General features: G+C 55.1%; 23 protein-coding genes. 9 read left to right on the top strand and 14 right to left on the bottom strand.

The genetic code is table 11. The features are described 5' to 3' along the window. Positions 1 to 106: 106 nt before the first annotated feature. From RYZ27_RS06405 to RYZ27_RS06385, 5 genes are all read left to right on the top strand, one after another. Positions 107 to 2,284: an LPS-assembly protein LptD gene (locus RYZ27_RS06405; RefSeq protein WP_406681551.1), complete on the top strand. Its 2,178-nt coding sequence runs from the start codon at positions 107 to 109 to the stop codon at positions 2,282 to 2,284. A 113-nt stretch (positions 2,285 to 2,397) separates the two neighbouring features. Further along, positions 2,398 to 3,651 carry a SurA N-terminal domain-containing protein gene (locus RYZ27_RS06400; protein ID WP_406681550.1) on the top strand — a complete coding sequence of 418 codons (1,254 nt, stop codon included), beginning with the start codon at positions 2,398 to 2,400 and terminating at the stop codon, positions 3,649 to 3,651. Positions 3,652 to 3,684: 33 nt separating this feature from the next. After that, the gene (pdxA, locus tag RYZ27_RS06395; RefSeq protein ID WP_406681549.1) at positions 3,685 to 4,650 is read left to right on the top strand and encodes a 4-hydroxythreonine-4-phosphate dehydrogenase PdxA; all 966 of its coding nucleotides are present in this window, start codon (positions 3,685 to 3,687) and stop codon (positions 4,648 to 4,650) included. Further along, positions 4,647 to 5,486 (top strand): 16S rRNA (adenine(1518)-N(6)/adenine(1519)-N(6))-dimethyltransferase RsmA, encoded by an 840-nt coding sequence (rsmA, locus tag RYZ27_RS06390; protein ID WP_406681548.1) that lies wholly within the window; start codon positions 4,647 to 4,649, stop codon positions 5,484 to 5,486. The genes pdxA and rsmA overlap by 4 nt, the downstream gene beginning before the upstream one ends. Next, positions 5,483 to 6,343: an aldose 1-epimerase gene (locus RYZ27_RS06385; RefSeq protein ID WP_406681547.1), complete on the top strand. Its 861-nt coding sequence runs from the start codon at positions 5,483 to 5,485 to the stop codon at positions 6,341 to 6,343. The genes rsmA and RYZ27_RS06385 overlap by 4 nt, the downstream gene beginning before the upstream one ends. Here the strand turns inward: RYZ27_RS06385 and RYZ27_RS06380 are convergent. Then, entirely contained in the window at positions 6,340 to 6,828 is a 489-nt protein-coding gene (locus tag RYZ27_RS06380) for a GatB/YqeY domain-containing protein (RefSeq protein WP_406681546.1), read from the bottom strand. The genes RYZ27_RS06385 and RYZ27_RS06380 overlap by 4 nt on opposite strands. Before the next feature lie 125 nt (positions 6,829 to 6,953). Here RYZ27_RS06380 and carA point away from each other — a divergent pair, with 125 nt between their 5' ends. Then, on the top strand, positions 6,954 to 8,135 hold the full coding sequence (carA, locus tag RYZ27_RS06375) for a glutamine-hydrolyzing carbamoyl-phosphate synthase small subunit (RefSeq protein ID WP_406681544.1): 1,182 nt from the start codon (positions 6,954 to 6,956) through the stop codon (positions 8,133 to 8,135). Positions 8,136 to 8,144: 9 nt separating this feature from the next. Here the strand turns inward: carA and RYZ27_RS06370 are convergent, their stop codons facing one another. From RYZ27_RS06370 to RYZ27_RS06345, 6 genes are all read right to left on the bottom strand, one after another. After that, complete coding sequence (locus tag RYZ27_RS06370; protein WP_406681542.1) at positions 8,145 to 9,119, bottom strand: NADPH:quinone oxidoreductase family protein; 975 nt, start codon at positions 9,117 to 9,119, stop codon at positions 8,145 to 8,147. After that, positions 9,119 to 10,153: an alpha/beta hydrolase gene (locus RYZ27_RS06365; RefSeq protein WP_406681541.1), complete on the bottom strand. Its 1,035-nt coding sequence runs from the start codon at positions 10,151 to 10,153 to the stop codon at positions 9,119 to 9,121. Before RYZ27_RS06365 ends, RYZ27_RS06370 begins: the two co-directional genes overlap by 1 nt. A gap of 45 nt (positions 10,154 to 10,198) precedes the next feature. Then, positions 10,199 to 10,828 carry a TetR/AcrR family transcriptional regulator gene (locus RYZ27_RS06360; protein WP_406681540.1) on the bottom strand — a complete coding sequence of 210 codons (630 nt, stop codon included), beginning with the start codon at positions 10,826 to 10,828 and terminating at the stop codon, positions 10,199 to 10,201. Positions 10,829 to 10,916: 88 nt separating this feature from the next. Then, entirely contained in the window at positions 10,917 to 11,537 is a 621-nt protein-coding gene (locus RYZ27_RS06355) for a hypothetical protein (RefSeq protein ID WP_406681538.1), read from the bottom strand. A 16-nt stretch (positions 11,538 to 11,553) separates the two neighbouring features. Beyond that, positions 11,554 to 12,246 (bottom strand): M23 family metallopeptidase, encoded by a 693-nt coding sequence (locus tag RYZ27_RS06350; RefSeq protein ID WP_406681537.1) that lies wholly within the window; start codon positions 12,244 to 12,246, stop codon positions 11,554 to 11,556. A 20-nt stretch (positions 12,247 to 12,266) separates the two neighbouring features. Next, positions 12,267 to 13,607, bottom strand: coding sequence for a flavin-containing monooxygenase (locus RYZ27_RS06345; protein ID WP_406681536.1), 1,341 nt, complete (start codon positions 13,605 to 13,607; stop codon positions 12,267 to 12,269). An 88-nt stretch (positions 13,608 to 13,695) separates the two neighbouring features. Between RYZ27_RS06345 and RYZ27_RS06340 the strand changes: the two genes are divergently transcribed. Then, positions 13,696 to 14,178 (top strand): PaaI family thioesterase, encoded by a 483-nt coding sequence (locus tag RYZ27_RS06340; RefSeq protein WP_406681535.1) that lies wholly within the window; start codon positions 13,696 to 13,698, stop codon positions 14,176 to 14,178. Beyond that, complete coding sequence (locus RYZ27_RS06335) at positions 14,175 to 14,597, top strand: PaaI family thioesterase (protein ID WP_406681534.1); 423 nt, start codon at positions 14,175 to 14,177, stop codon at positions 14,595 to 14,597. The genes RYZ27_RS06340 and RYZ27_RS06335 overlap by 4 nt, the downstream gene beginning before the upstream one ends. Here RYZ27_RS06335 and RYZ27_RS06330 read toward each other — a convergent pair. After that, positions 14,594 to 16,492, bottom strand: a complete 1,899-nt coding sequence (locus RYZ27_RS06330) for an acetyl/propionyl/methylcrotonyl-CoA carboxylase subunit alpha (protein WP_406681533.1) — start codon at positions 16,490 to 16,492, stop codon at positions 14,594 to 14,596. The genes RYZ27_RS06335 and RYZ27_RS06330 overlap by 4 nt on opposite strands. A gap of 91 nt (positions 16,493 to 16,583) precedes the next feature. Between RYZ27_RS06330 and RYZ27_RS06325 the strand changes: the two genes are divergently transcribed. After that, the gene (locus tag RYZ27_RS06325; RefSeq protein WP_406681532.1) at positions 16,584 to 16,922 is read left to right on the top strand and encodes a hypothetical protein; all 339 of its coding nucleotides are present in this window, start codon (positions 16,584 to 16,586) and stop codon (positions 16,920 to 16,922) included. Positions 16,923 to 16,934: 12 nt separating this feature from the next. On the opposite strand, the gene RYZ27_RS06320 is transcribed toward RYZ27_RS06325, so the two are convergent. Genes RYZ27_RS06320 through gspL form a run of 6 tightly spaced genes read right to left on the bottom strand, consistent with a single transcriptional unit; the run spans position 16,935 to position 21,024 of the window. After that, on the bottom strand, positions 16,935 to 17,123 hold the full coding sequence (locus RYZ27_RS06320; protein ID WP_406681531.1) for a DNA gyrase inhibitor YacG: 189 nt from the start codon (positions 17,121 to 17,123) through the stop codon (positions 16,935 to 16,937). After that, positions 17,120 to 18,187 carry a ribonuclease E/G gene (locus tag RYZ27_RS06315; RefSeq protein ID WP_406681530.1) on the bottom strand — a complete coding sequence of 356 codons (1,068 nt, stop codon included), beginning with the start codon at positions 18,185 to 18,187 and terminating at the stop codon, positions 17,120 to 17,122. Before RYZ27_RS06315 ends, RYZ27_RS06320 begins: the two co-directional genes overlap by 4 nt. Continuing rightward, positions 18,184 to 18,672 (bottom strand): hypothetical protein, encoded by a 489-nt coding sequence (locus tag RYZ27_RS06310; RefSeq protein ID WP_406681529.1) that lies wholly within the window; start codon positions 18,670 to 18,672, stop codon positions 18,184 to 18,186. Before RYZ27_RS06310 ends, RYZ27_RS06315 begins: the two co-directional genes overlap by 4 nt. Then, the gene (gene gspN / locus RYZ27_RS06305) at positions 18,669 to 19,424 is read right to left on the bottom strand and encodes a type II secretion system protein N (RefSeq protein WP_406681528.1); all 756 of its coding nucleotides are present in this window, start codon (positions 19,422 to 19,424) and stop codon (positions 18,669 to 18,671) included. Before gspN ends, RYZ27_RS06310 begins: the two co-directional genes overlap by 4 nt. Then, positions 19,421 to 19,912 carry a type II secretion system protein GspM gene (gene gspM, locus RYZ27_RS06300; protein WP_406681527.1) on the bottom strand — a complete coding sequence of 164 codons (492 nt, stop codon included), beginning with the start codon at positions 19,910 to 19,912 and terminating at the stop codon, positions 19,421 to 19,423. Before gspM ends, gspN begins: the two co-directional genes overlap by 4 nt. Further along, a complete protein-coding gene (gene gspL, locus RYZ27_RS06295) occupies positions 19,909 to 21,024 on the bottom strand; it encodes a type II secretion system protein GspL (RefSeq protein ID WP_406681526.1) in 1,116 nt (371 codons plus the stop codon). The genes gspM and gspL overlap by 4 nt, the downstream gene beginning before the upstream one ends. Between the last annotated feature and the right edge of the window lie 2 nt (positions 21,025 to 21,026).

Here is a 21,026-nt window from a genome sequence, read left to right as displayed (position 1 = left end):
GTGATTAAAAGCATGTAGGGGCCAGCCCTGCGTCTGGACGAGATTGTATGATCTGCTTAAGGCAAAAAGCTGAGGCAGGACTCGTCAGAGTAGAGTGGAGAACCTTTTGGCACGCTGGATTCCCTTTACAGCTCTTATCGCGCTATCGGTATCAACACTTGCTGCTGCTTATGCGCAAACAGCGGAACCAGCAGCAGAGATCACACCACAAGTTACGCTGAACGCAGACAATATTTTTGTGGATGAGGCGACCAATACGGTCATCGCTGAAGGCAATGTTGAGGCTCAGTATGAGGGCCGCGTGATGCGGGCTGATCGTCTCGAATACAATCGAACAACAGACAAGGTTCGCGCGAGCGGCAATGTTATCATTCTCGATCCGGACGGCACCGAGCGGTTTGCCGACGAGATCGAAACAGACAGCAATCTTTCAGACGGTTATGCGGTAGGGTTTTCGACGCGTTTGCCTGAAGGCGGTATTGCAACTTCTGAGACAGCGATCCGCCAACCCGGTGGTTTTAATGCTCTGGATAAAGTCATTTATACTGCTTGTGAGCTTTGCGAAGGTGAAACGCGCCCAACATGGGCGCTGAGAGCGCGAAGGGCAGTTCTCGACCAAGAAGAGCAGATGATGTCATACCGCGACGCGGTGATTGAGATTGGCGGTATTCCCGTTGTGTATCTGCCCTATTTCGCACATCCCGATCCGACATCAGGTCGGCGCTCAGGCTTTCTGCCACCAACACCCGGCCTCTCGTCCAAACTGGGCGCTTTCTACCAGCAACCTTATTATTGGGCGATCTCACCATACTCGGATCTGACGATTGCCCCGATGGTCACCGCAAACGTGAACCCGCTTCTGGCATTTGAATATCGCAAACGCTTCTGGTCCGGCGATCTTAATCTCGATTTCAGCTTCACAAATGAAGCCGAGTTTGATTCCGATGGTGAACGTTTTGGGGATGAGAAATGGCGGGGCCACCTTTTCGGTGAAGGGCAGTTCAACATTACCCAAAACTGGCTTTGGGGCTTTGGCGTCGAGCAGGTGAGTGATGACCTCTATACACGCCGCTATGATATTTCCGGGGAAGGCGCCGAGCGTGGCCTATACCGGGGCCAACCCCGTCGTGGTCTCAATCAGCTTTTTCTCCAGGGTCAGGGACAGGCATGGTATGCTGATGCCTCTCTGCTTGCCTTTGAAGGCCTAAGAGCGGGTGATCAAGACGACACCCTACCTGAAGTCGCGCCGCTTTTGTTTGCAGAACAATTATTTGACTTTGGTGACAATGGCTTGCTCTCTGTGGCTGGGTCCGCTGCTTTCCTGACTCGAGAAGCTGGCGTTGACAGTCAACGGGCAACCTTAAGTGCCGATTGGGGTACGACACGCATTCTGCCTGGTGGCTTCGCCTTGGAACCATTTGTTGATGTCCGTTACGACACCTATGATCTAGGCGACACAACCACTGGCGTTGATCGTGTCGAGCGATCCGCAGCGAATGCCGGTTTCACCCTATCCTATCCGCTATTCCGGGCCGGAAAGTCCGTGGATATTCTGATTGAACCAACCGCCATGATTGCCGCTGGCACAAGCGACGTGAACGACGCCGATATTCCGGTTGAGGATAGCCTGCTGTTTGAGTTTGATGAAACCCGGTTATTCGACTCCAACGGCTATAGCGGATTTGACCTATACGATGATGGCAATAAGGCCTCAGCGGGCATATCCGCAACCATGCGATGGAAGAACGGCATTAGTGTCAGTGCCTTGGGCGGACGCCGCTGGCGCTCTGAAAGCTCCTCATTTCTCAACGAAAGCAGCAATCTTGATGGCACTGTGTCTGACTGGGTTGGTGGGTTAAGCGCTGACTTTGGTTCTCCCCTTAAGCTCGAAACCCGGGTTCGTCTGGATGATAAGGACCTGAATCTTAATCGCATTGACGCAAAAGCCTCAACACGCTTCTGGCGTCTCAACGGCTCCGTGCGCTACTTTAAAGTAGATGAACAGATCTCCGCTTCTAATGAAGCGGACGAAGGCATTGATATTCGCGGGGAGTTTCAGCTCACAGAGCGTTACTCGTTTGTTTATGGTCGCCAACGAGATATTACTGATGACCGCGATGTCCGCCACACATTTGGCCTTGCCTACGAAGATGACTGCTCTCGCTTCGAGCTAGCCTTTGAACGTTCTGAGTCTATTGATCGTCGCCTCGGTCCAACAGATGCCCTGCGGTTCAGGTTTTCTCTGAAGACACTTGGCGATTTTGGTTCAAATGATGTTGACTAATTTTCAGTAACATTACCGAGCTTTAGCACCCTCTGCATTGCGCGATGCGACAGGTCGGATATGCTTAAGGCAGACTATAACGGTTCTATGAACCTTCTTTGGAGTTCTTGAGTATGACGCGTTCTTTGACCGCCTTGGCTGCGATCATGGCTATCAGCCTCTGTCCTTCCCTGAAGGCTGCTTCGCAGGAAGCGGTAGCGACCCCGGCTGTGCAACAAATCGAAGGCGTCGCCGCAACTGTGAATGATGAGCCGATTACGTATAGTGATGTGCGTGAACGCGCGCAGATGTTGCTCTTGAGCCTTGGCGGACAGCAGCCAACTCAGGAACAAATTCAACAACTCGCTAACCAAGCGCTTGAGCAGTTGATCGATGAAAAACTACAGCTTCAAGAAGCAACAGAATATGAAGTTGAGGTTAGCGATTCTGATATTGCCGACTCAATTAACAATCTCGCCCGTCAGTCAGGTGTCACCCGAGAAGAATTGATAGGAACGCTACTGCAGGCCGGGATTAATCCGAAAAGCCTTGAAGACCAGACACGGGCTGATATTGCCTGGCGACGGATCATGGGCGGGCTTTACGGTTCCCGCATTCGGATTTCCCCCTCTCAGATCAGCGACCAAATGAAACGCATGGTGAGTTCGGCCGCCAAAGAGCAATATCAGATCCGAGAAATCTTCCTTTTTGCACCTGATGAAGAGAATAAACAGCAAGCGCTCGAAGTCGCAGCCACTCTGCGCGAGCAGATAAGCAATGGCGCGCCTTTTCAAGTTGCGGCTCAGCGCTTCTCATCGGCCCCCACGTCTGCATCTGGCGGCGATATGGGCTGGGTTACACTGGATGATCTAGACCAAGCTCGTGCCGATGCTCTCTCAGCTATGCAGGGCCCAGGCCTGACTGAAGCGATTGTTACAGAAGAGGGTGTTTATCTGCTTGAGGTACGTGGCAAGCAGGATCCATCCCAAACAACTTCTCGCGTCGATCTTGTTCGCTTGACGGTTAATGATGGTAGCGATGAGGCGCTCTGGGATGCGGCCCAAGCCGCGACAGGATGTGACTCTATTGAAACCATGGCGGCTGAAGATGAGAACTTGAGAACTGTTCGCCTGGAAGATTTGAATGTCGCAGATTTAGGCCCCGAAGGCCGGAGTATGGTTGAGGCCACAGAAGTTGGGCAAAGCACAGATATTTTTGCCACGTCCGGGACGCTTGCAGTGATGTTCGTCTGCGACCGTCAGGAGAATGTTCCGAATATGCCGACCCGAGAGCAGCTCGAAGACCGCCTGTTCGGTCAGCAATTGGGTATGATTTCTGAACGTTCGCTTCGTAACCTGCGCCGCGAAGCCACAATTATCCGACGCTAATCCTTGGCGAGCCACAAGCCCCTTGCCGTTACTATGGGCGACCCGGCTGGGTGTGGACTGCAAATCACACTCGCAGCCTGGCAGGCACTGAAAGAGCAAGACCAACATACATTCTATGTGATTGCTGATCCTCAAGTCTTTCCTGAAGATCTCGTGGACGTGATTTCGCAACCCGATGAAGCTCTCAATATATTTGCTTCAAATTTGCCAGTCCTTCCCCTCCAAGAAGCTCTACCAGCCTTCGAAGTAGGCCAACCAAACACCGATACCGCGCCGCATATTATTGAGTCTATCGAAACTGCGGTGACGCATAGCTTAAACGGTCTCGCGTCCGGTGTCGTAACGAACCCGATTTCCAAGGCTGTCCTCTATGATGCAGGTTTCAAACACCCTGGGCATACAGAGTTTATTGCCCAGCTCTGTGCACCCGATGGCACAGCGCCCCTAAAACCTGTCATGATGCTGGTTGGTGGCGGCCTCCGCGTTGCGCTGACAACCATCCACATGCCCCTTCGCGATGTACCCAAGCACTTGAATAAAGAGCTTCTGATCGAAATCGGCAGCATAACACATACAGCCCTGCGTGAGCGCTTTGGCTTGGCTGATCCCAGAATCGCCTTCACGGGCCTTAATCCTCATGCTGGTGAGACGGGGACGATCGGGCGCGAAGAGGTTGAGATCATCAACCCGGCAGCTGCTTTCCTGCGCGCGCAGGGCATATCCATCAGCGATGCTCGCCCAGCCGATACGGTTTTCCATGAAGCCCTAAGCGGCGCGTTCGATGCGGTGATCGCCATGACACACGACCAAGGCCTGATCCCGGTCAAAACGCTTGATATGTGGGGCGGAGTCAACACGACGCTTGGGTTGCCAATCATCCGCACCAGCCCGGATCATGGCACAGCCTATGATGCCGCCCGTGACGGGGTTGCCCGGCCGGATAGCTTGATTGCCGCTATTCGGCTCGCCGCAGATATGGCAAACGCATCGCTATCATGAGTACGCGCCCACCTTTGACAGATGCCCCTGCCCGCAAAGCGCTAGGCCAGCATTTCCTGTTCGATCCTGATATCTTACGGCGCACCGCCCTCGCTGCAGGGCCTGTTGCGGAGCGGACGGTTATCGAAGTTGGCCCCGGTCCAGGTGGTCTAACGCAAGCCTTGCTTGATCAAGGAGCCGCTAAGGTCATCTGTGTTGAGGCTGACTCACGCTTTGCAGAGGCACTTGGCGCTTGGCCTGAAGCCAGTGAAGGCCGTCTCAGTATCCATCAAATGGATGCCCGCAAAGCTGATTGGGAAGGGCTTTTAAGCGGGGCCGAGACACCCGCAATGATCATCGCCAACCTTCCATACAATGTAGGGACGCCCCTCTTCGTGAACTGGCTTAAGGCCGGACCATGGCGCGGTGAGATGGCGCTGATGTTCCAAAAGGAAGTGGCACAGCGTGCCTGCGCTGAACCCGGCGACCCTCATTATGGGCGCTTGGCTGTACTGACTGCAGCGACATGTGCGGCGCATATCGCTTTTACGCTGCCACCCGGTGCCTTCCGTCCGCCCCCTAAAGTCGACAGCGCTGTTGCTGTTTTTCATCCTCTGCCAGACGATCAGCGCTTCGAGCATATTGCGGCCCTTGAAGCCGTTACGACGGCGGCGTTTGGACAAAGACGCAAAATGCTGCGCGCTTCCCTGAAAGCTTTGGCAAAAACAGTGAACTTGGTCGCGCAGGACTGGCTTGAATCCTGCGACATTGATCCAACTGCACGTGCCGAAACCCTGTCACAGGAAGAGTTCCGCGCCCTTGCGACCCTGTATGCAACGGCTAAAAGCGAGGCATGATTACGCTTAGCCATGGCGATCTGGAACTTTGCCTCGCGCCGAGCCACGGAGGCTGCGTTACAAGCTTTAGCAAGGGAGGCACTCACCTCCTGAGGGCCGCAGAAATGCCTTCTCCGAACCACTGGGATGCGCGCGATTTCGCAGCGTTCCCCATGGTGCCTTTTGTTGGTCGCATCGATCAAGGGCAGTTTGTCTTTCAAGGCCAATCAATAGCCCTGCCCGCAAATATGCCGCCTGAACCCCATGCCATCCATGGACTTGGCTGGCAGTCGGCTTGGGAGGTTGAGCACGCAAGCGATGCCGAAGCCACTCTGATGCATAAGCATGATGGCGCCTTATGGCCTTGGTCCTATGTGGCCAGACAGCAATTCAAGCTCACGAATACCAGGCTCAGCCTAACCTTGAGCCTTACCAATAAATCCCAAAGCCCCATGCCCGCAGGCTTTGGCTGGCATCCTTATTTTCCAAAGTCTGGGGCAAGTTTAACCGCTCCTGTCCTGCGCTCCTGGACAGGTCGCCATATGGCACCAGAGGCCGCCGCAATCGATCCTCAGACAGACCTGAGGCATACACGCACTGTTGCAGACCTTGCTCTCGATACCGCCTTTGACGTCAGCGCTAACCCTGTAGAAATGGAATGGCCAGACCATCGCCTGATCATACGAAGCGATCCTGTTTTTTCAAAGCTGACGGTTTTCACACCGGCGGATGAACCATCATTCTGCGTTGAGCCAATCACGCACGCCCCGAACGCCCTGAACATGAGCCTCTCTTCACAAGAAACAGGCCTTCAGGTTCTGGAACCCAACCAGACCCTCACCGGGACAATCAGAATAGATGTTGAGATGGCGTCCTAAGACAGGGCCGTGCGAACAGCCTTGCCGGCCTCACTACACTCAATTTGGCCAGGATAACGCGCTCGCAGCGCCGTCATACATTTTCCAACATCGGTAAGCTTACTCGCACCGAGGGACTGCACGACATCATGCACAGCAATCTTCAAAGCATCACCAGCAAGTGGTTGTGGCAGAAACTCTGAGAGAATCTCGATTTCCTCACGCTCACGCTCTGCGTCCGTGATCCGACCTTGGGCGTCATAATCGGCTGAAGAGACCTCCCTTTGCGCCACCATAGTGGTCAAAAGAGCGATAATGTCTTCATCTGCACATCCGGCACAATCGCCACCTTCACGCGCCTGCATGTCACGGTCGTTCATGGCACATTTCACAAGCCGCAGGGTTTGCGAGCGTACACTATCGGCATCGACACTCTCAGCAGCACTCAGCGCTGCGCAGACGCGGCCTTTGAGTGAATTGTGGATGGTTTGGTCTAAATGACCCATATTCGCCTCTTTAGATGATCCATGCGCTTGACGGCGCGGGACAACACCCTCTATCTGCCACCCGTTTGCCTGCGAAATGCTTAATATGGCTAATCGTTTGACAACAGAAAAGCGGAGATAATGCCATGAGCCAAGAAAATCAATCGCTTTCAACCATAGCGACAGGGGCCATAGCATTGGCGGATGGAACCGTTTTCCTCGGCAAGGGTAGCGGGCATGTTGGCACAACGGTGGGTGAGCTTTGTTTCAACACAGCGGTAACCGGGTATCAGGAAATCCTGACCGACCCGTCCTATGCTGATCAGATCGTCCTGTTTACCTTCCCGCATATTGGGAATGTTGGCGCAAATCCGGAAGATCATGAGGAAAGCTCAGAGGCAGCCACCGTTTCCGCACGGGGCACGATTTTCCGTGAACCGATCACACCGCCTTCGAACTGGCGCGCAGAAGATCACTTTGATGCCTGGCTGACCCGTAAGGGTATTGTGGGTCTCTCCAGCGTTGACACGCGCGCTCTGACCCGCCTCATTCGCGAGCATGGCATGCAGAAGTGCGCGATTATCCACGCACCAGATGGCAAGATCGACACAGAAGCCCTGATTAAAGCGGCACAAGCCTGGGAAGGGCTTGAGCAGGCTGACCTGGCCGCCAATGTCTCAACAGACGAGACATTCGAGCATAGCGAACAACTTTGGGACTTGAGTACTGGCTTTACGGCTCTGGAAAATCCTGAAGCGCATGTCGTCGTTATCGATTTCGGGGTGAAGCACAACATATTACGCAATCTCTCCAATGTTGGATTAAGAGCAACTGTGGTGGGTGGTGATGCTTCGTTGGAAACCATTCTTGCTCTACAGCCAGATGGCATTGTCCTCTCAAATGGTCCGGGCGACCCGGCCGCGACGATCAAACGTGTTGGCGAGACCGTAAAAGGTCTGGTCGAGAGCGGCCTGCCAATCCTCGGAATCTGTCTCGGCCATCAATTGCTGGCCCTGTCGCTCGGCGCGAAAACCAAGAAAATGACGCAAGGGCACCACGGCGCGAACCATCCCGTGAAAGATCTTGCGACTGGAAAAGTCGAAATTGTATCGATGAACCATGGCTTCACTGTGGATGTAGACACGCTGCCTGAGGGGGTCGAGGAAAGCCATCGCTCGCTGTTTGATGGTACAAATTCCGGACTGGCCGTGGCTGGAAAGCCGATCATTTCGGTACAGCACCACCCTGAAGCCAGCCCCGGACCGCAGGATAGCTTCTATCTGTTTGAACGTTTCGCAGACCTTATCCGCGACGCGGAAGGCAAGTAGGCCCTCGCCCTAGGGCTGGACGATCAGCTTGCCCACAACCTGACGATCGAGCAGCATCTGGAAGCCTTTGACAGTGTCTTCCAAAGGCAACGAGGCATGGACATATGGACGGGTTCGCCCTTCGCGTGCCCATTTCCAAATTGTTTCGATATTCTCGCGGCCTTGCTCGGGTAATTGGCGACCATACTCCCCTGCCCTGACGCCGACGACTGAGAAACCTTTGATCAGAGGCATATTTGTCGAAACTTGCGCGATACGGCCGGAGGTGAACCCGATCACCAACAGGCGACCATTAAAGGCGATGCAGCGAACGCTCTCATCAAAGATGTCACCGCCCACCGGATCATAAATAACGTCGGCGCCGCGCCCATCCGTCAAAGCCTTCACTTCTTGCCGAAAACCATGCGCGGTATTGATCACGTGATCCGCACCATAGGCTTTCACCTTGGCGAGCTTCTCATCACTGCCCCCAGTCGCGATTACAGTTGCGCCAAGGACTTTGCCGACATCAACCGCCGCCATGCCCACCCCGCCACTGGCACCGTGTACCAGCAAAGTCTCCCCGGCTTGCAGATTGCCGCGGCGCACCAGCGCCACATAAGCCGTAAGATAAGCCGCACTGTATGAGGCGGCCTCTTCAAAGGAGAACGCCTCCGGCTTCTTCTGGAGACCATCCGCCGGAATAGCGGCATATTTAGCGAAGTTCCCAAACTTCGCGCCACCACAAACCGCATCGCCAATATCGAAGTCTTTTACAGCGGAGCCAAGCGCGATGACCTCCCCAGCCATATCCATACCCGGCGTGAAAGGCGGCGCGAGCTTTAGCTGATACTTTCCCTGACACAGTAATATGTCAGGATAGTTGATACTGGTCGCGCGCACGCGAATGAGTACCTCATTGTCAGCCGGTTCAGGGCGTTCAACCTCACGAACCTCAACACCCGACAAATCGTCTGTGAGCCTATGACAAACCAGAGCGCGCATTAAAGCTTCGCATAGGTATCACGCACCATGCCCGCAATCTCTAGGCAGGCTTCCCGCGCCGCCGGGACAACCGCTGTGAAGGCGGTAAATCCATGCGCGAGGCTATCATAGCATTTATGGACCACATCGACGCCTGCCGCTTCGAGCTTCTTGGCATAGGCGGCGCCATCATCAACAAGGGGATCAAACCCGGCTGTTGCGATAATCGCAGGTGGCAAGCCTTCCAGCCGTGCTTCTTGCGCGGGTGAGAGCAACAGGTTCGCGCGGTCGAACTCTTCAGGCAGGTACTGTTTCATGAACCACTGCATCGTATCGGTCGAAAGCGGATAGGTCTCGCCATACAGTTCTGCTGACGGGAACTCCGTCACCAAGTCTGTTGCCGGGTAGATGAGCAGTTGCAAGTCGGGTTTTGGCAAACCACGCCGCGTGCTTTCCTGAGCAATAATTGCACTGAAATTCCCGCCCATGCTGTCGCCACCTATCGCCGCACGGCCAGCCGGGGCGCCATACTTCTCGGCATTTTTCAACGCCCACTCATAGGCGGTCAGGCAGTCTTCAAGCCCGGCCGGAAACTTGTGCTGTGGCGCGAGGCGATAATCGACGGAGACAACCGGGCATTTTGCAACTTTTGCAATCATGGAACAAAAGGCATGGCAGGCTTCAATATCCAGGATAACGCCCCCGCCCATATGCCAATAAGCCATCATAGGCGCCTGAGGGTTCTGATCCGCCGGTTTATAGACACGGACAGGCACATGATGCGGGTCTGAAGTTGGGATTTCGATATCGTCCCACGTCACGCCCGGCTCCGGCTTGGCCGCCAACATGGCAAGACCTTCCTTGGCCGCCGCTTGCGCAACTTCAGGCTCAAGCGAGGACATTGGCGGCTGTTTGCTCGCGCCATGCGCGATCAGCTGAATATGCGGATCAAGGGTTCGCCCACCGATGACGAGCGGTTCGCCACCCGCCATTTTGACTTTCCAGCTATCGGGTAGCTTCAGCATCAGTTTCGCAATTGTCGCTTGCAGGCTCATCGCCCGTCCTCCCAAACTCTTGTTCTGTTTGGGAACTAATCTGCCTTAGCGAACCTGTTTGGCAAGCGCGTCGATACTCGTAATGATGATTTGTGTAGCGAATTCTGCGGCTGCCGCCGGGTTAACAGGACGCCTTTTGAGCATATTGTCACCCATCTCACGGGCAATCCCAATCGCGGCAGCGGTCAAATAGTCGGTATCGATGGCACCATGGCCAGTCTTCTGAAGGACTGATTCCAGGTCTGTTCGAATTTCATCAGAGACGGTCTGCATCTCCGGTGTGTCGACCCGAACACCGATCAGCGCCATGTGCGGCGTACCTTCTTCAATCGCAGCACCATTCTCTTCAGCAAGAAAGCCAAAATACGCCCCATACGCCGTACGGATATAGGTTTCGAGATCTTCGGCTTCTTCCCGGACTTTTGCCAAGAGAGGGCGGAACCGCTTCACCGAATCATCTGCGAGCGCTTCAAACACCTCTTCCTTGGATTTGAAGTAGTTATAGAACGTTCCACTCGCGAGATCGGTTTCACGGATAATGTCACGGATATTTGCCGCCTCATAACCAATACGCGCAAACACCATGCGCGCAGCATCCAGAATAGCCTGGCGATTGGCGGCCTTGGTGAGCGCGCGCTTCCCGGCGCGAATGGGTGGATTAATAATAGATGACATACCAACTCCCTTAAGAACCAGTCTGTCCAAATATGACGAAACGTCAACTTTCTGACTGCACTGCAGCATCAAAAGCCAGTTTGAGCGCTCACTTTGCAATCAGAGCAGGCAAGTCCTGAATCGTTTGTTCATATGTGAAGGAATGTCCCGTTACCCAATTTCCGCCATCAAGATACTCTGATGTCATGTATATCTTACCATCATCGCCAAATGTACTGGTTGACCGAACTTTTTTGATGCTGGGATGGCCCGCAACATCCTCTTCCGCAGCAAAACTACCATCCTCATTTATGCTGATGACACCTTCGGTGCGAAACCCTGCATTGGTAATGTATACATAGACAAGGTTTTCGCTTTCCGAGTCCTTGTAGACATAGGTATCTCCACCATAGGAGCCGTCCGTCAAGGCATGTCGGATCAGGATGGCCGTGCCCCCAAGGGCCCATTGCCACTGCTGAAAGTCATCCTGTCGCTCGCTTGAACCATCCGTTGGTACACCGCGAAAGCGCTGCCCCGGAAGATCAGCCAGCGGGCCAAAAGTTTCTCGCTGTGCATCAGTCGCTGGAGCGGTGAGAGCTGCTTGCTTCTCGTTTGCCTCTTTCACCCAGCGCTCAAGCTTTGCAAGCTCTTCAGCTTTTGCATCATGGTCACTTGTCCCGGCTTGACAGGCAGCCAAGGCAAACATGAAAGCAAAGATAAAACCGCGCATCATTACCCTCCCGTAATTAGCTGCCACCATCCAACCCTTGCCAGGCCGGGAAGTCCAGTGGGTTATGCGCTTCCAGTCCCCATGATTTGCGAGGGGTATTATAATTCCCGGTCAGGACTTCGAAATGCAGATGCACACCTGTGGCATTTCCGGTTGCCCCCATGGTTCCAATCGGTTCGCCAAAGCCTACCCGCTGACCCGGCGCTAAAGCCGGGGCAAAACTCTGGAAGTGCGCATACCGCGTGTAGACGCCAGACCCGTGATCAATAACGACTTGATTGCCAAAGCCGGTTTGCTGGCTGACCTCAAGAATGACACCCGGTGCGGCGGAGTAGATTGTCCCTGCCGGGCGCGAGACCAGATCGATCCCCTTATGCATACGGCCACCCCGAATGCCAAAACCCGAGGACATGCAGACATCATTGGCCGGCGCTGCAGCCATCACCACACCAAACGCCACAATAATCGGATTGAAGTTCAAAACACGGCCATCCGGCCCCAAGGGCGGCTGATTGGAAAACCCGTCCCGACAGGCAAACAGATAGGCGTTCGGTTGAAACGGCCCTTGCGGCGGCGCGTTACGCATAAGACCTGTCGTACGAATGTCCGATGCTGGCGGTTCTGTATAAATATCTGGGTATACGACCGGACGTGGAGACGCGCAGGCCACAAGGCTCAAGCCCAGAATCCAGGCAATACTCCACCGCATACGCTTACGTCCTGTTCAACCTACGCGGCCATCTTCACGCGTTTCTTTCCGCGTTCAATCTCTTTCATCAAATCTTTCACATAAGTATTGAAATCAACTTGCATCGTGTGACGCGCCGCCTGATAGAAATGCCCCATATGGGTTTTCTCATCAGCCTTGGTGATCCGGTCCATTTCTGCATGATCCGGGAAGGCATAATCTCCGACAATTGCAGCGGCAGCGAGCTTCGATTGCTGTTCCGCAAAGTTCACCAGCGTTGGTAAGGGTTGCGCCAAAGCAAGGAAGAACAGGTTCTCATATCCCGGCTTCACCATACGTTTGAACAGTGGGAAGCGGTTCTCATCAGGCGTAAGCGCAGGATCATCAAAGAATGGAAAGCTGACCTTATAGCCAGTTGCCCAAACAATGGCATCGAGATCCTCCCGGCTGCCATCAGCAAAGATCACACCGCCCTGGTCAAACCGATCAATCGCGCCTTTGGCATGAATGTCACCGCAGCCCACACGTGTGAGGAACTCCCCGGAAACAGACGGGTGTGCGTCAAGCGGCTCATGATCCGGCTTGGGCAGGCCATAATCCTCTGGATTACCGAGTTGCTTCTTGATCATCTTACGCGCGAGTTTGCGTCCAAGGCTCGCTGGCATCCAGCTTGGCAAAACCGCTTTGTCCGCAGGCTCGCCATTCAGATATTTTGGCAAAACCCAAACGCCGCGCCGCATGGAGATGGTCAGCTTCTTGGCAATCGGGCGTTGTGAGAGCTCTGAGGAAATATCCATGGCGGAGTTTCCCGCCCCAACGACCAGAACGCGCTTGCCCCGAAAATCATAAGCCTCGAATGGGTCCTCATAATGATGGGAATGGATCTGATAGCCTTTGAACGTATCCTGCCCTGGATAGTCATCAGGCGTACGAGGGTCCCAGTGATGCCCATTGCCGACGAATAGCCATTGATAGGTGCGTGTCTGCCCATCTGAAGTCGTGATATCCCAGTCACCATCGTCGCGACGCGCGGCCTTCGTCACCGCTGTATTGAACGTGATCGTCTCGCGCAGACCGAAATGGTCTACATAGTCATGGAAGTATTGCAGTAGCTGGCTGTGGTGGGGAAAGTCAGGCCAATCTTTGGGAACCGGGAAATCCTCAAACGCCAATCGCCACTTTGATGTGTCGATATGCAGGCTTTGATAGCAGGATGACATGCCATTGGGATTTTTGTAGTACCAATTCCCACCCAGATTGTCTGACATTTCAAAGCAGTCATATGGCACACCATAATCCTTCAGCCGTTTCGCCATTGTAAAACCGCTGCAGCCAGCCCCAATAATACAGGCCTTGCCAACTCGACCGCCGTCGAATGCCATACTCGTCCTCCCGTGACGTTGTTATCTATTTTATAGTCTTTCAAGGATGGTATAGCCGCTTACGCAAACGTCAATTTGTGAGTTGGTAATGAGTGACCCGATCAATAACCTGGACGACCGTCTGGAATTCATGCGCCAGAACATGAGCAGCATGATGAAAATGACCCCGTGGGCGAATGAGCTTGGCTTTGAAGTCACGCGCATCGAGAAAGGCCATGTCTGGGGCATTCAACCCTTCGATGAGAAGCTGATTGGCGACCCGGAAACACGAGTCATTCATGGCGGCGTGATTACGACCTTGCTGGACAACTTGTGTGGGGCCTCATGCGGGGCGGCCTTGAAGGAGTTTCGCTTTGTCGCAACGCTGGACTTGCGCATTGATTATATGCGACCGGCGGAGAGCGGCCGAGATATTCTTGCCGAAGCCGAATGCTATCATGTGACTCGCTCCGTCGCATTCTGCCGGGCATGGGCCTATCACGAAAACCGCGACAAGGTGATTGCAACGGCCCAGGGCGCGTTTGCGATCAACAAACCACGTACCAGCCTGAAGCCAGGGAGCCAGCTATGAGTGAGACACTGACCCGCGGCGAGCAGCTTGAAGGCTTTCTAGCGCGTGTACCGATTGTCCAAACGCTCGGCATGCATTGCGATATCAAGGGCGACGACATGACCGCCGTCCTGCCTTATCAGGACAAGCTGATCGGGAATTTCACGATCAAAGCGCTGCATGGCGGCGCCATAGGCACTTTTCTGGAAATGACGGCGATGGCTCAACTGTTTATCGTTGCCGATGTTGAGCGGCCACCTCGCACGATCAACATTACGGTTGATTATCTCAGGCAAGGGCGCGCGGAAGACCTCTATGCGCGGGCCACGGTGGTCAAACTCGGTCGACGCATGGCCAGCGTTCGCGCTGAAGCCTGGCAATCAGAACGCGACAAGCCCGTTGCAGCGCTTCTGGGTCACTTCCTGCTTGGGCGAGACTAAACCGCCTCTAGCGCAACAAGGACTAGCCCCTCAGCAACCTGCGCGCCGATTTCTGCGCCAATACTTTCAACCACGCCATCGCGCGGGGCCACCAAAGTGTGCTCCATCTTCATGGCCTCCATCACGGCAACCCCCTGCCCTTTTTCGACCGTGTCACCGACTTTCGCGGTCAGCGCGATGACCTTGCCCGGCATAGGCGCCTTAACGGCATCCTCGCCTGCAAGCGCTTCGGCTTCGGCCTCATAGTCCGGGATCGTCATCAGGGCTGAATCGCCACCAACCGTTACAGCGAAGCGTCGGCTTGATAGCTGTGTCACCAAGGCCAACGGCGTCTCTTCCGGAACGTCCAGAATATCTGGATCGACCCAGTCACTTGTCTCACCGACCGAAACAGGTGCGCGCAGATTAGTAGCCGCGTTCAAACGCCAGCCATCTTGAAGTCCCCACGGATCATCGCTTTGGCTTTCAAGTTGGATATCCGCAACGGCCAGAACGCCAGCCAGTTCGTGCTCTTCAGGTGGTTGGCTGAGCGTTTCACCCTGCTCAGCAATCCAGTTCACGTGGTGGGTACCCTCAAAGAAGGCATCGGCCATGGCGCAGCGCCTCAGGAAGCCAATGTTCCCCGGCACGCCAACCAGTTGCAGGTGAGATAACGTATCAACGGTTCGCTCAATCGCTTCTTCCCGGCCCTGTCCCCAGATGACCAGCTTGGCGATCATTGAGTCATAGACAGCAGGCACGCGGTCACCGCTTTCAAAGCCCGCTTCCCAGCGCAGCCAATCGACATCCGTATCCGCTAGCATACCGAACTCTTCAATCAGGCCAGCGCCTGGACGGAAGTCTTCTGCTGGGTCTTCAGCACAGATACGCGCCTCAATCGCATGGCCGAGCAGCGTGATTTCATCCTGCTTAACCGGCAGAGCTTCACCTGCCGCGACTTGCAATTGCCATTCGACCAGATCGGTGCCGGTCACCATTTCGGTAACCGGGTGCTCAACCTGCAAGCGCGTGTTCATTTCCAAAAACCAGAACGTATCCAGCGCAAGCGGGCGCGCGCCATCAACAATAAACTCAACAGTACCAGCGCCTTCATAGCCAACCGCCTTGGCCAGTTTGACAGAGGCTTCACACATTGCCGCGCGCACCTCTTCCGGCATGTTCGGTGCAGGCGCTTCCTCAATCACCTTCTGGCGTTTGCGCTGTAACGAGCAGTCTCGCTCAAACAAGTGAACGGCATTGCCATGACTATCGCCAAACACCTGGACTTCAATATGGCGTGGACGCTCGACCAGTTTCTCAAGCATGACGCGGCCATCCCCGAAGGCTGACTCAGCCTCACGAATGGCGCTTTCGAGTTCAGACGCGAGAGAAACCTTATCAGCAACGAGACGGATACCGCGGCCACCACCGCCAGCAACTGCCTTGATCAGCAGCGGATAGCCAATCTTGTCAGCTTCTTTGGACAGGGTTTCAGCATCCTGCGCTTCACCGCGATAACCCGGCAACACGGGAACCCCGGCCTCTTCGGCTATCGCTTTCGCCTGATCTTTCAGACCCATCGCCTCAATCGTTTCAGGCTTGGGGCCAACCCAGATCAACCCCGCCTCAGAGACAGCTTTTGCGAAGGCTGCATTCTCTGACAGGAAGCCATAGCCGGGATGGATGGCATCGGCCTTAGCACTTTTGGCTGCCGCGATGATGGCCTCACCACGTAGATAACTCTCTGGCGCGGGTGACGCGCCAATCCAAACCGCTTCATCGGCTTCGCGGACATGTTTGGCTCTCGCATCAGCATCAGAATAGACCGCAATCGTGCGTATACCCATGGCCTGCGCAGTGCGCATAATCCGACACGCGATCTCACCCCGGTTGGCAATCAATAGAGATCTGATCATTCTGCTCTCCGTATTTGTCATCCCGCGAGTCTTGCTCACAGCCTTTTCTTCGGCTTAAGCTGAACTGAGACACAGGAAAAGGGGTCCAGGGATGTCGAGACAAACAGTGGGCGGTGTAACTGGCGTGATTGGGGCCCTGGTCGGCGGCTTTATGGGCTATCGACAGGCCTTGGAAGTTGGCATGCCACCATGGCAAGGCGCGCTGATCCTTGGCGGCATTGGCCTGGTTCTCGGCAGTGCTGGTGGCTATATCTTGCGCAGCCTTAGCGCGATCCTAGTCTATGTGGTCTTGCTCGCTGTTCTCGCCTTTTTCTTCAGAGATCAGATCGAGCTGCTGACAGGAATGGACCCGGTTGAATCGGCGATGACGCTGTATCGCGATTGCCTCGAATTTATTCGCGGGGCCTTGGAAGAACGCCGCGTCGAATAGCAATTAGAGCGTTTAAGCTTCGCTACTATCTTCACGCCCCGGAACCTCATCAGCCTGATCGGCCGGACGGCCCGGTATCGCGTAACTGCCTTTAAGCCAACGTGACAGATCAACATCCGCGCAGCGCTTTGAACAGAAAGGCTTAAACTCAGGGCTCACCGGCTTCTTTTCGCAAATGGCGCAGGTTTTGATCTTGCTCATTGACGTTTCAATCCCTCTTGGTTGGCACCAGTCTTTTCAAGCTTTATGCGCCCGTGGAAGTGATCCTGGACAAGTCTGTCCACCACATCCTTGCGCAGCAGATAAGCCTCATAAGTGGATGGGCCAAGCATAAGTGTGAAAAAGCTTGATGTATCGGCCTGCAGCTCACGCTGGGCGTCTCTCAAAGCTTTGAGGAGTGCGGTCTCGGATGTTTCTGCACTCTCACCCCAAGGGGTGTCATGCCAAGGCAGAGCCGCCTGTAACAAGCCAAGCTTTGAAGGCGCAATGACTTCGAGGGGCTCCGTAGTAACAGACTGATAAATCTCAATAAACTTTGATCTTATCTGATCTTTTGCATTGCGATTAAGCGGTTCCACACAGTCCACCACAACGGCGCCACCAAGACCTCTTAAACCCAGCTGGCGGACGGTTTCACTGATCGCATCGCGGTTCAGAGATAAGGCCCGCGCACCGGCGCTACCTTTGCCAACCCGTCCCGCAGAATCGACATCGATCGCGGTTAAGGCGCGAGTACGCTCGATATGCAACGCTCCCCCGCTTGGTATTGAGATAGTCGTCGCTTCAGCTTCTTCAAAGGCGCTGGAAAGGCCCTCCGGGGGGGCTGGATGGGTGCCGAGCGGAGACATAGAGGGCATGGCAAGGGACTGCTGCCACATCTCAAATGCATCCTCCGGTTTCGATACGGACAATGTCGGGTCGCACGGCACGGTTTTGGCCGCATGATCCTGCCGCGCGGCGCAAACAACGTGGCACTTCAGTGTTTGACCCTCATGCAAGTCTTGAGCGTGGACCTTATCCATAAACAAGGTTTCATGCCCGCCTTGCCAAAGCGTGGTTGCGATATGCTCAAGGAAGACATTTCCTGCCGCATCCTTGGTGCGGACCCTTGCCTCAACAATCTGACCATGCCGGACGGGTTCTCTTAAGCCTTCCCAGCGCTGCCAGAATAGACGCCAAGGTCGTCCATCTGATGCAATCGCCGCGGCTCTAACTTCTCCTGGATTGCGCTCAATGAGAATATGATCGAGGGCAAGCTTGGTCATTCAGGCAGACACGCCCGGATTCCCAGAACAGGTAGCTTTGTGCGCCAGCCTTCGGCATCCTCTACGGTGATCAGACCATTATCGATACGCTGACCACCATCCATGCGCTCACCAGATTCAAAGGTCAGTGCCACAGATTGTCCATCTGTTGTCTGGTAACCTTGCTCTGTATTGAACTGCCCGAAAATTGTCCCGCCGGCGGAGACCTGCTGCAGGTTTAGTGACTCGTCCTGGTATTTGAACAGGGCTTGCCCGGAGGTCGCGCGACTGAAGAATATGAACTTGCTGGAATCTGTCTTGCTCCAGAGGAAGAGGCCGCACTCGCCGGGCGCAAGTTGCTGAGGCCCAAGGCCAGACGCCGGGATAGCAGAGCTGGCGCTCGCTCTAGGGGCAACTGGCTCAGTCGCTGATTCAGATGAGTTTGAGGCACACCCAGCCAGAACAGCCAGCCCCAAACCGAGCATTCCATACGAATAGCGGATCATCGTATTACTCCTGCATTGGCACTATGCCTGTATTCCCACTCATTCCCACGCCGCTCAAAACCGATCTGTGGCAGGATGAATGTCAAATCCCGGTCAGCCGTTTCAACGGTGGCGACAAAGCTGGTTTGGCCGAGCAGAGAGGCACTTGCCGATAGGGTAATGCGATCTGCGGTACTGGCCGAACGCCCCACCAGATTAAGCACAAAGGCACCTTCGACACATGAAATCGGCCCGGAAACCTCTCCAAAGTCTTTGCCATACTGGCTGGCAGCAAGACGCAACGTATCAGAAGAAACCGTTCCCGAGGCCTCTTCACAGCCCTGCCGAGTGACCCGGCCAGCCCCCTCAGCAAGGCGGACCTCACCGCCAATCGCCCGAACCGCTGGCGCAAGCCCTTCAATGGAACGCACCTGCTGTTGCGCACGCAAGTTTTCATAACTGAGGGTGCCAGAGGACAGGCTGACCTCGCCTGCGCCACGGCCACCAGCGCCAGACCAGATCACGTCATAAGTCGCGCGGCCAGACAAAAGCGACGCCGGACGCAGTTTCAGCTTCACGTCGCCGACCGACTGGCTCTGCACAAAGAAACCATTGATCCGGCCCTGCATAATGTTGCCCTCAGCGCTGGCCCAGCCAACCCCGGCCCGGTTCACGCCTGTTTGCTTGAGTACAAACTCAAGCGGGGTGAAAAAGGCAGCAGCAATGGCCGCTATGAGCAGAAAGATGATTGTGAAGAAAAGACCTTTAATCATGACACGCCTCGCTCAAACTCAACACTCGCCCGAACAGCCCCTTCCCCAACCTGTTCAATATTCAAGCGCCTGACTTGTCCCCCAAGAGAGGTCTCAACATTTTGAATCCAATAGAAGAGCTGTTGAGGTTGCACGCGTTCGAAGACCAAGGTGATACTCTCTTCGCCATCCCCTTGTAACCGGGAAATCGACAAGCCCTTATCGGCGGCATCGCGGGTCACTGCGCCCTTAAAGGCATCACTGCTCATCATCGGGACACCAGAGTTCAAAGCCTGACTCAAGTTACCGGTCAGGCGACGCTGCCCATAAGCTTCGCTGAGCCGATCAACTCTGGCACTCGCTAAATCCAGTTCCGCCTTAGCATCCGCTTTTGCAGTGAAGGCTGGAACCAGCAAAAACTGCCAAAGAATAACCAGGATAACCAGCACACTAGCAGTGCCGACAAGACCGCGTTCACGCGTGTTCAATCCGCTCCACCACGCCTTCATGATTGCGCCTCCAGAACCAGTTCAGCAACAACTTGCCGCCCGCTCTGCCGAGCATCACCAACTCGGGCCTGGAGACCGGAATTGTCAAACGCCCCCGCCAAGCGGTCGCCATCGGCAAAGTCTGGATAAGCCACAATTGCCAGAACCTGTCCGCGCTGGCGATCATAACGCAGGCTGCGCAATTCACTGCCCTCAATGTCGGACAAGGCTTCATACAAGGCGGCTGTTGTCACAGTCACCGAGGGCAAGACAGCTGTAGGACCGCCTTGTGAGCGGATAGATGCCAATACGCGGTCGACATCGCCCTCAAACTCTGGCCAGCCAGCAAGCGCAATTTCCTCTGCCCGCTGATCCAAGGTGGTGGTCAATTGGGTCATATTAGCTGCGGACCAAAACTGCATACCAAGCCAGCCAAGACCCCATAGGGCCGCCAGCCCGCCGACGAGACGCCATCTTTTCAAGCGCGCGGTATCAACAGCACGCCGCACAGCATAGGGACCTTGCCGCAGGTCGATGGCTTGCCCTGCACTGGCCCATGTCGCCAATTGTTCCAGTAAAGCTTCAGGATCGCCGCCAAGCTCATACCGGGTAAGATTTTCGCTCTCTCCCGTCAGCCCCTGCAAAAGATCACGAGGGGTTGTCGCATCCAGAGCAAAGCTGCGGCCCTCGACGCGGCCGAATACACCTGCATCACTCGTGATCAGAACATCGCCGTCCGGGAAGATGCTCTGCGGTACAATCAAGGCGGCATCACCAAGGCCAAGATCGGTCAGCCGCGCAAGCCAGACCTGAACCCTGTCTTCACCAATCACGCAAACAGACCTCTCGGTTGCATCCTCTAGGCGTTCGCCGAGCGCAATGTGCACTTCATCAACCGATTGAGCGAGGTCGTCCTCAACCGCATAAGGCGCAGCGCGGCGGGCATCGCGCTCGCTCTTCATTGGAAGAGCAGCTTGTAACATCGCGACCTCAACTGGGGAGATGAAAACGCTAACATTGCGCCCCTTTGCGGCGACACCACGCGGGGTTTCAGACACCTGCCAACGCTCCCCCTGACGCCAGGCAAATAGCGGTGGCCCTTCATCGGGCAAAAGAGCAAAGAGGTCAGCCATCG

The organism is Hyphomonas sp. FCG-A18 (assembly GCF_045287255.1).
In the GTDB taxonomy this organism is placed as follows: domain Bacteria; phylum Pseudomonadota; class Alphaproteobacteria; order Caulobacterales; family Hyphomonadaceae; genus Henriciella.
The sequence above is the reverse complement of the archived record's forward strand: the minus strand, read 5'-3'. Positions and strand labels throughout refer to the sequence as shown.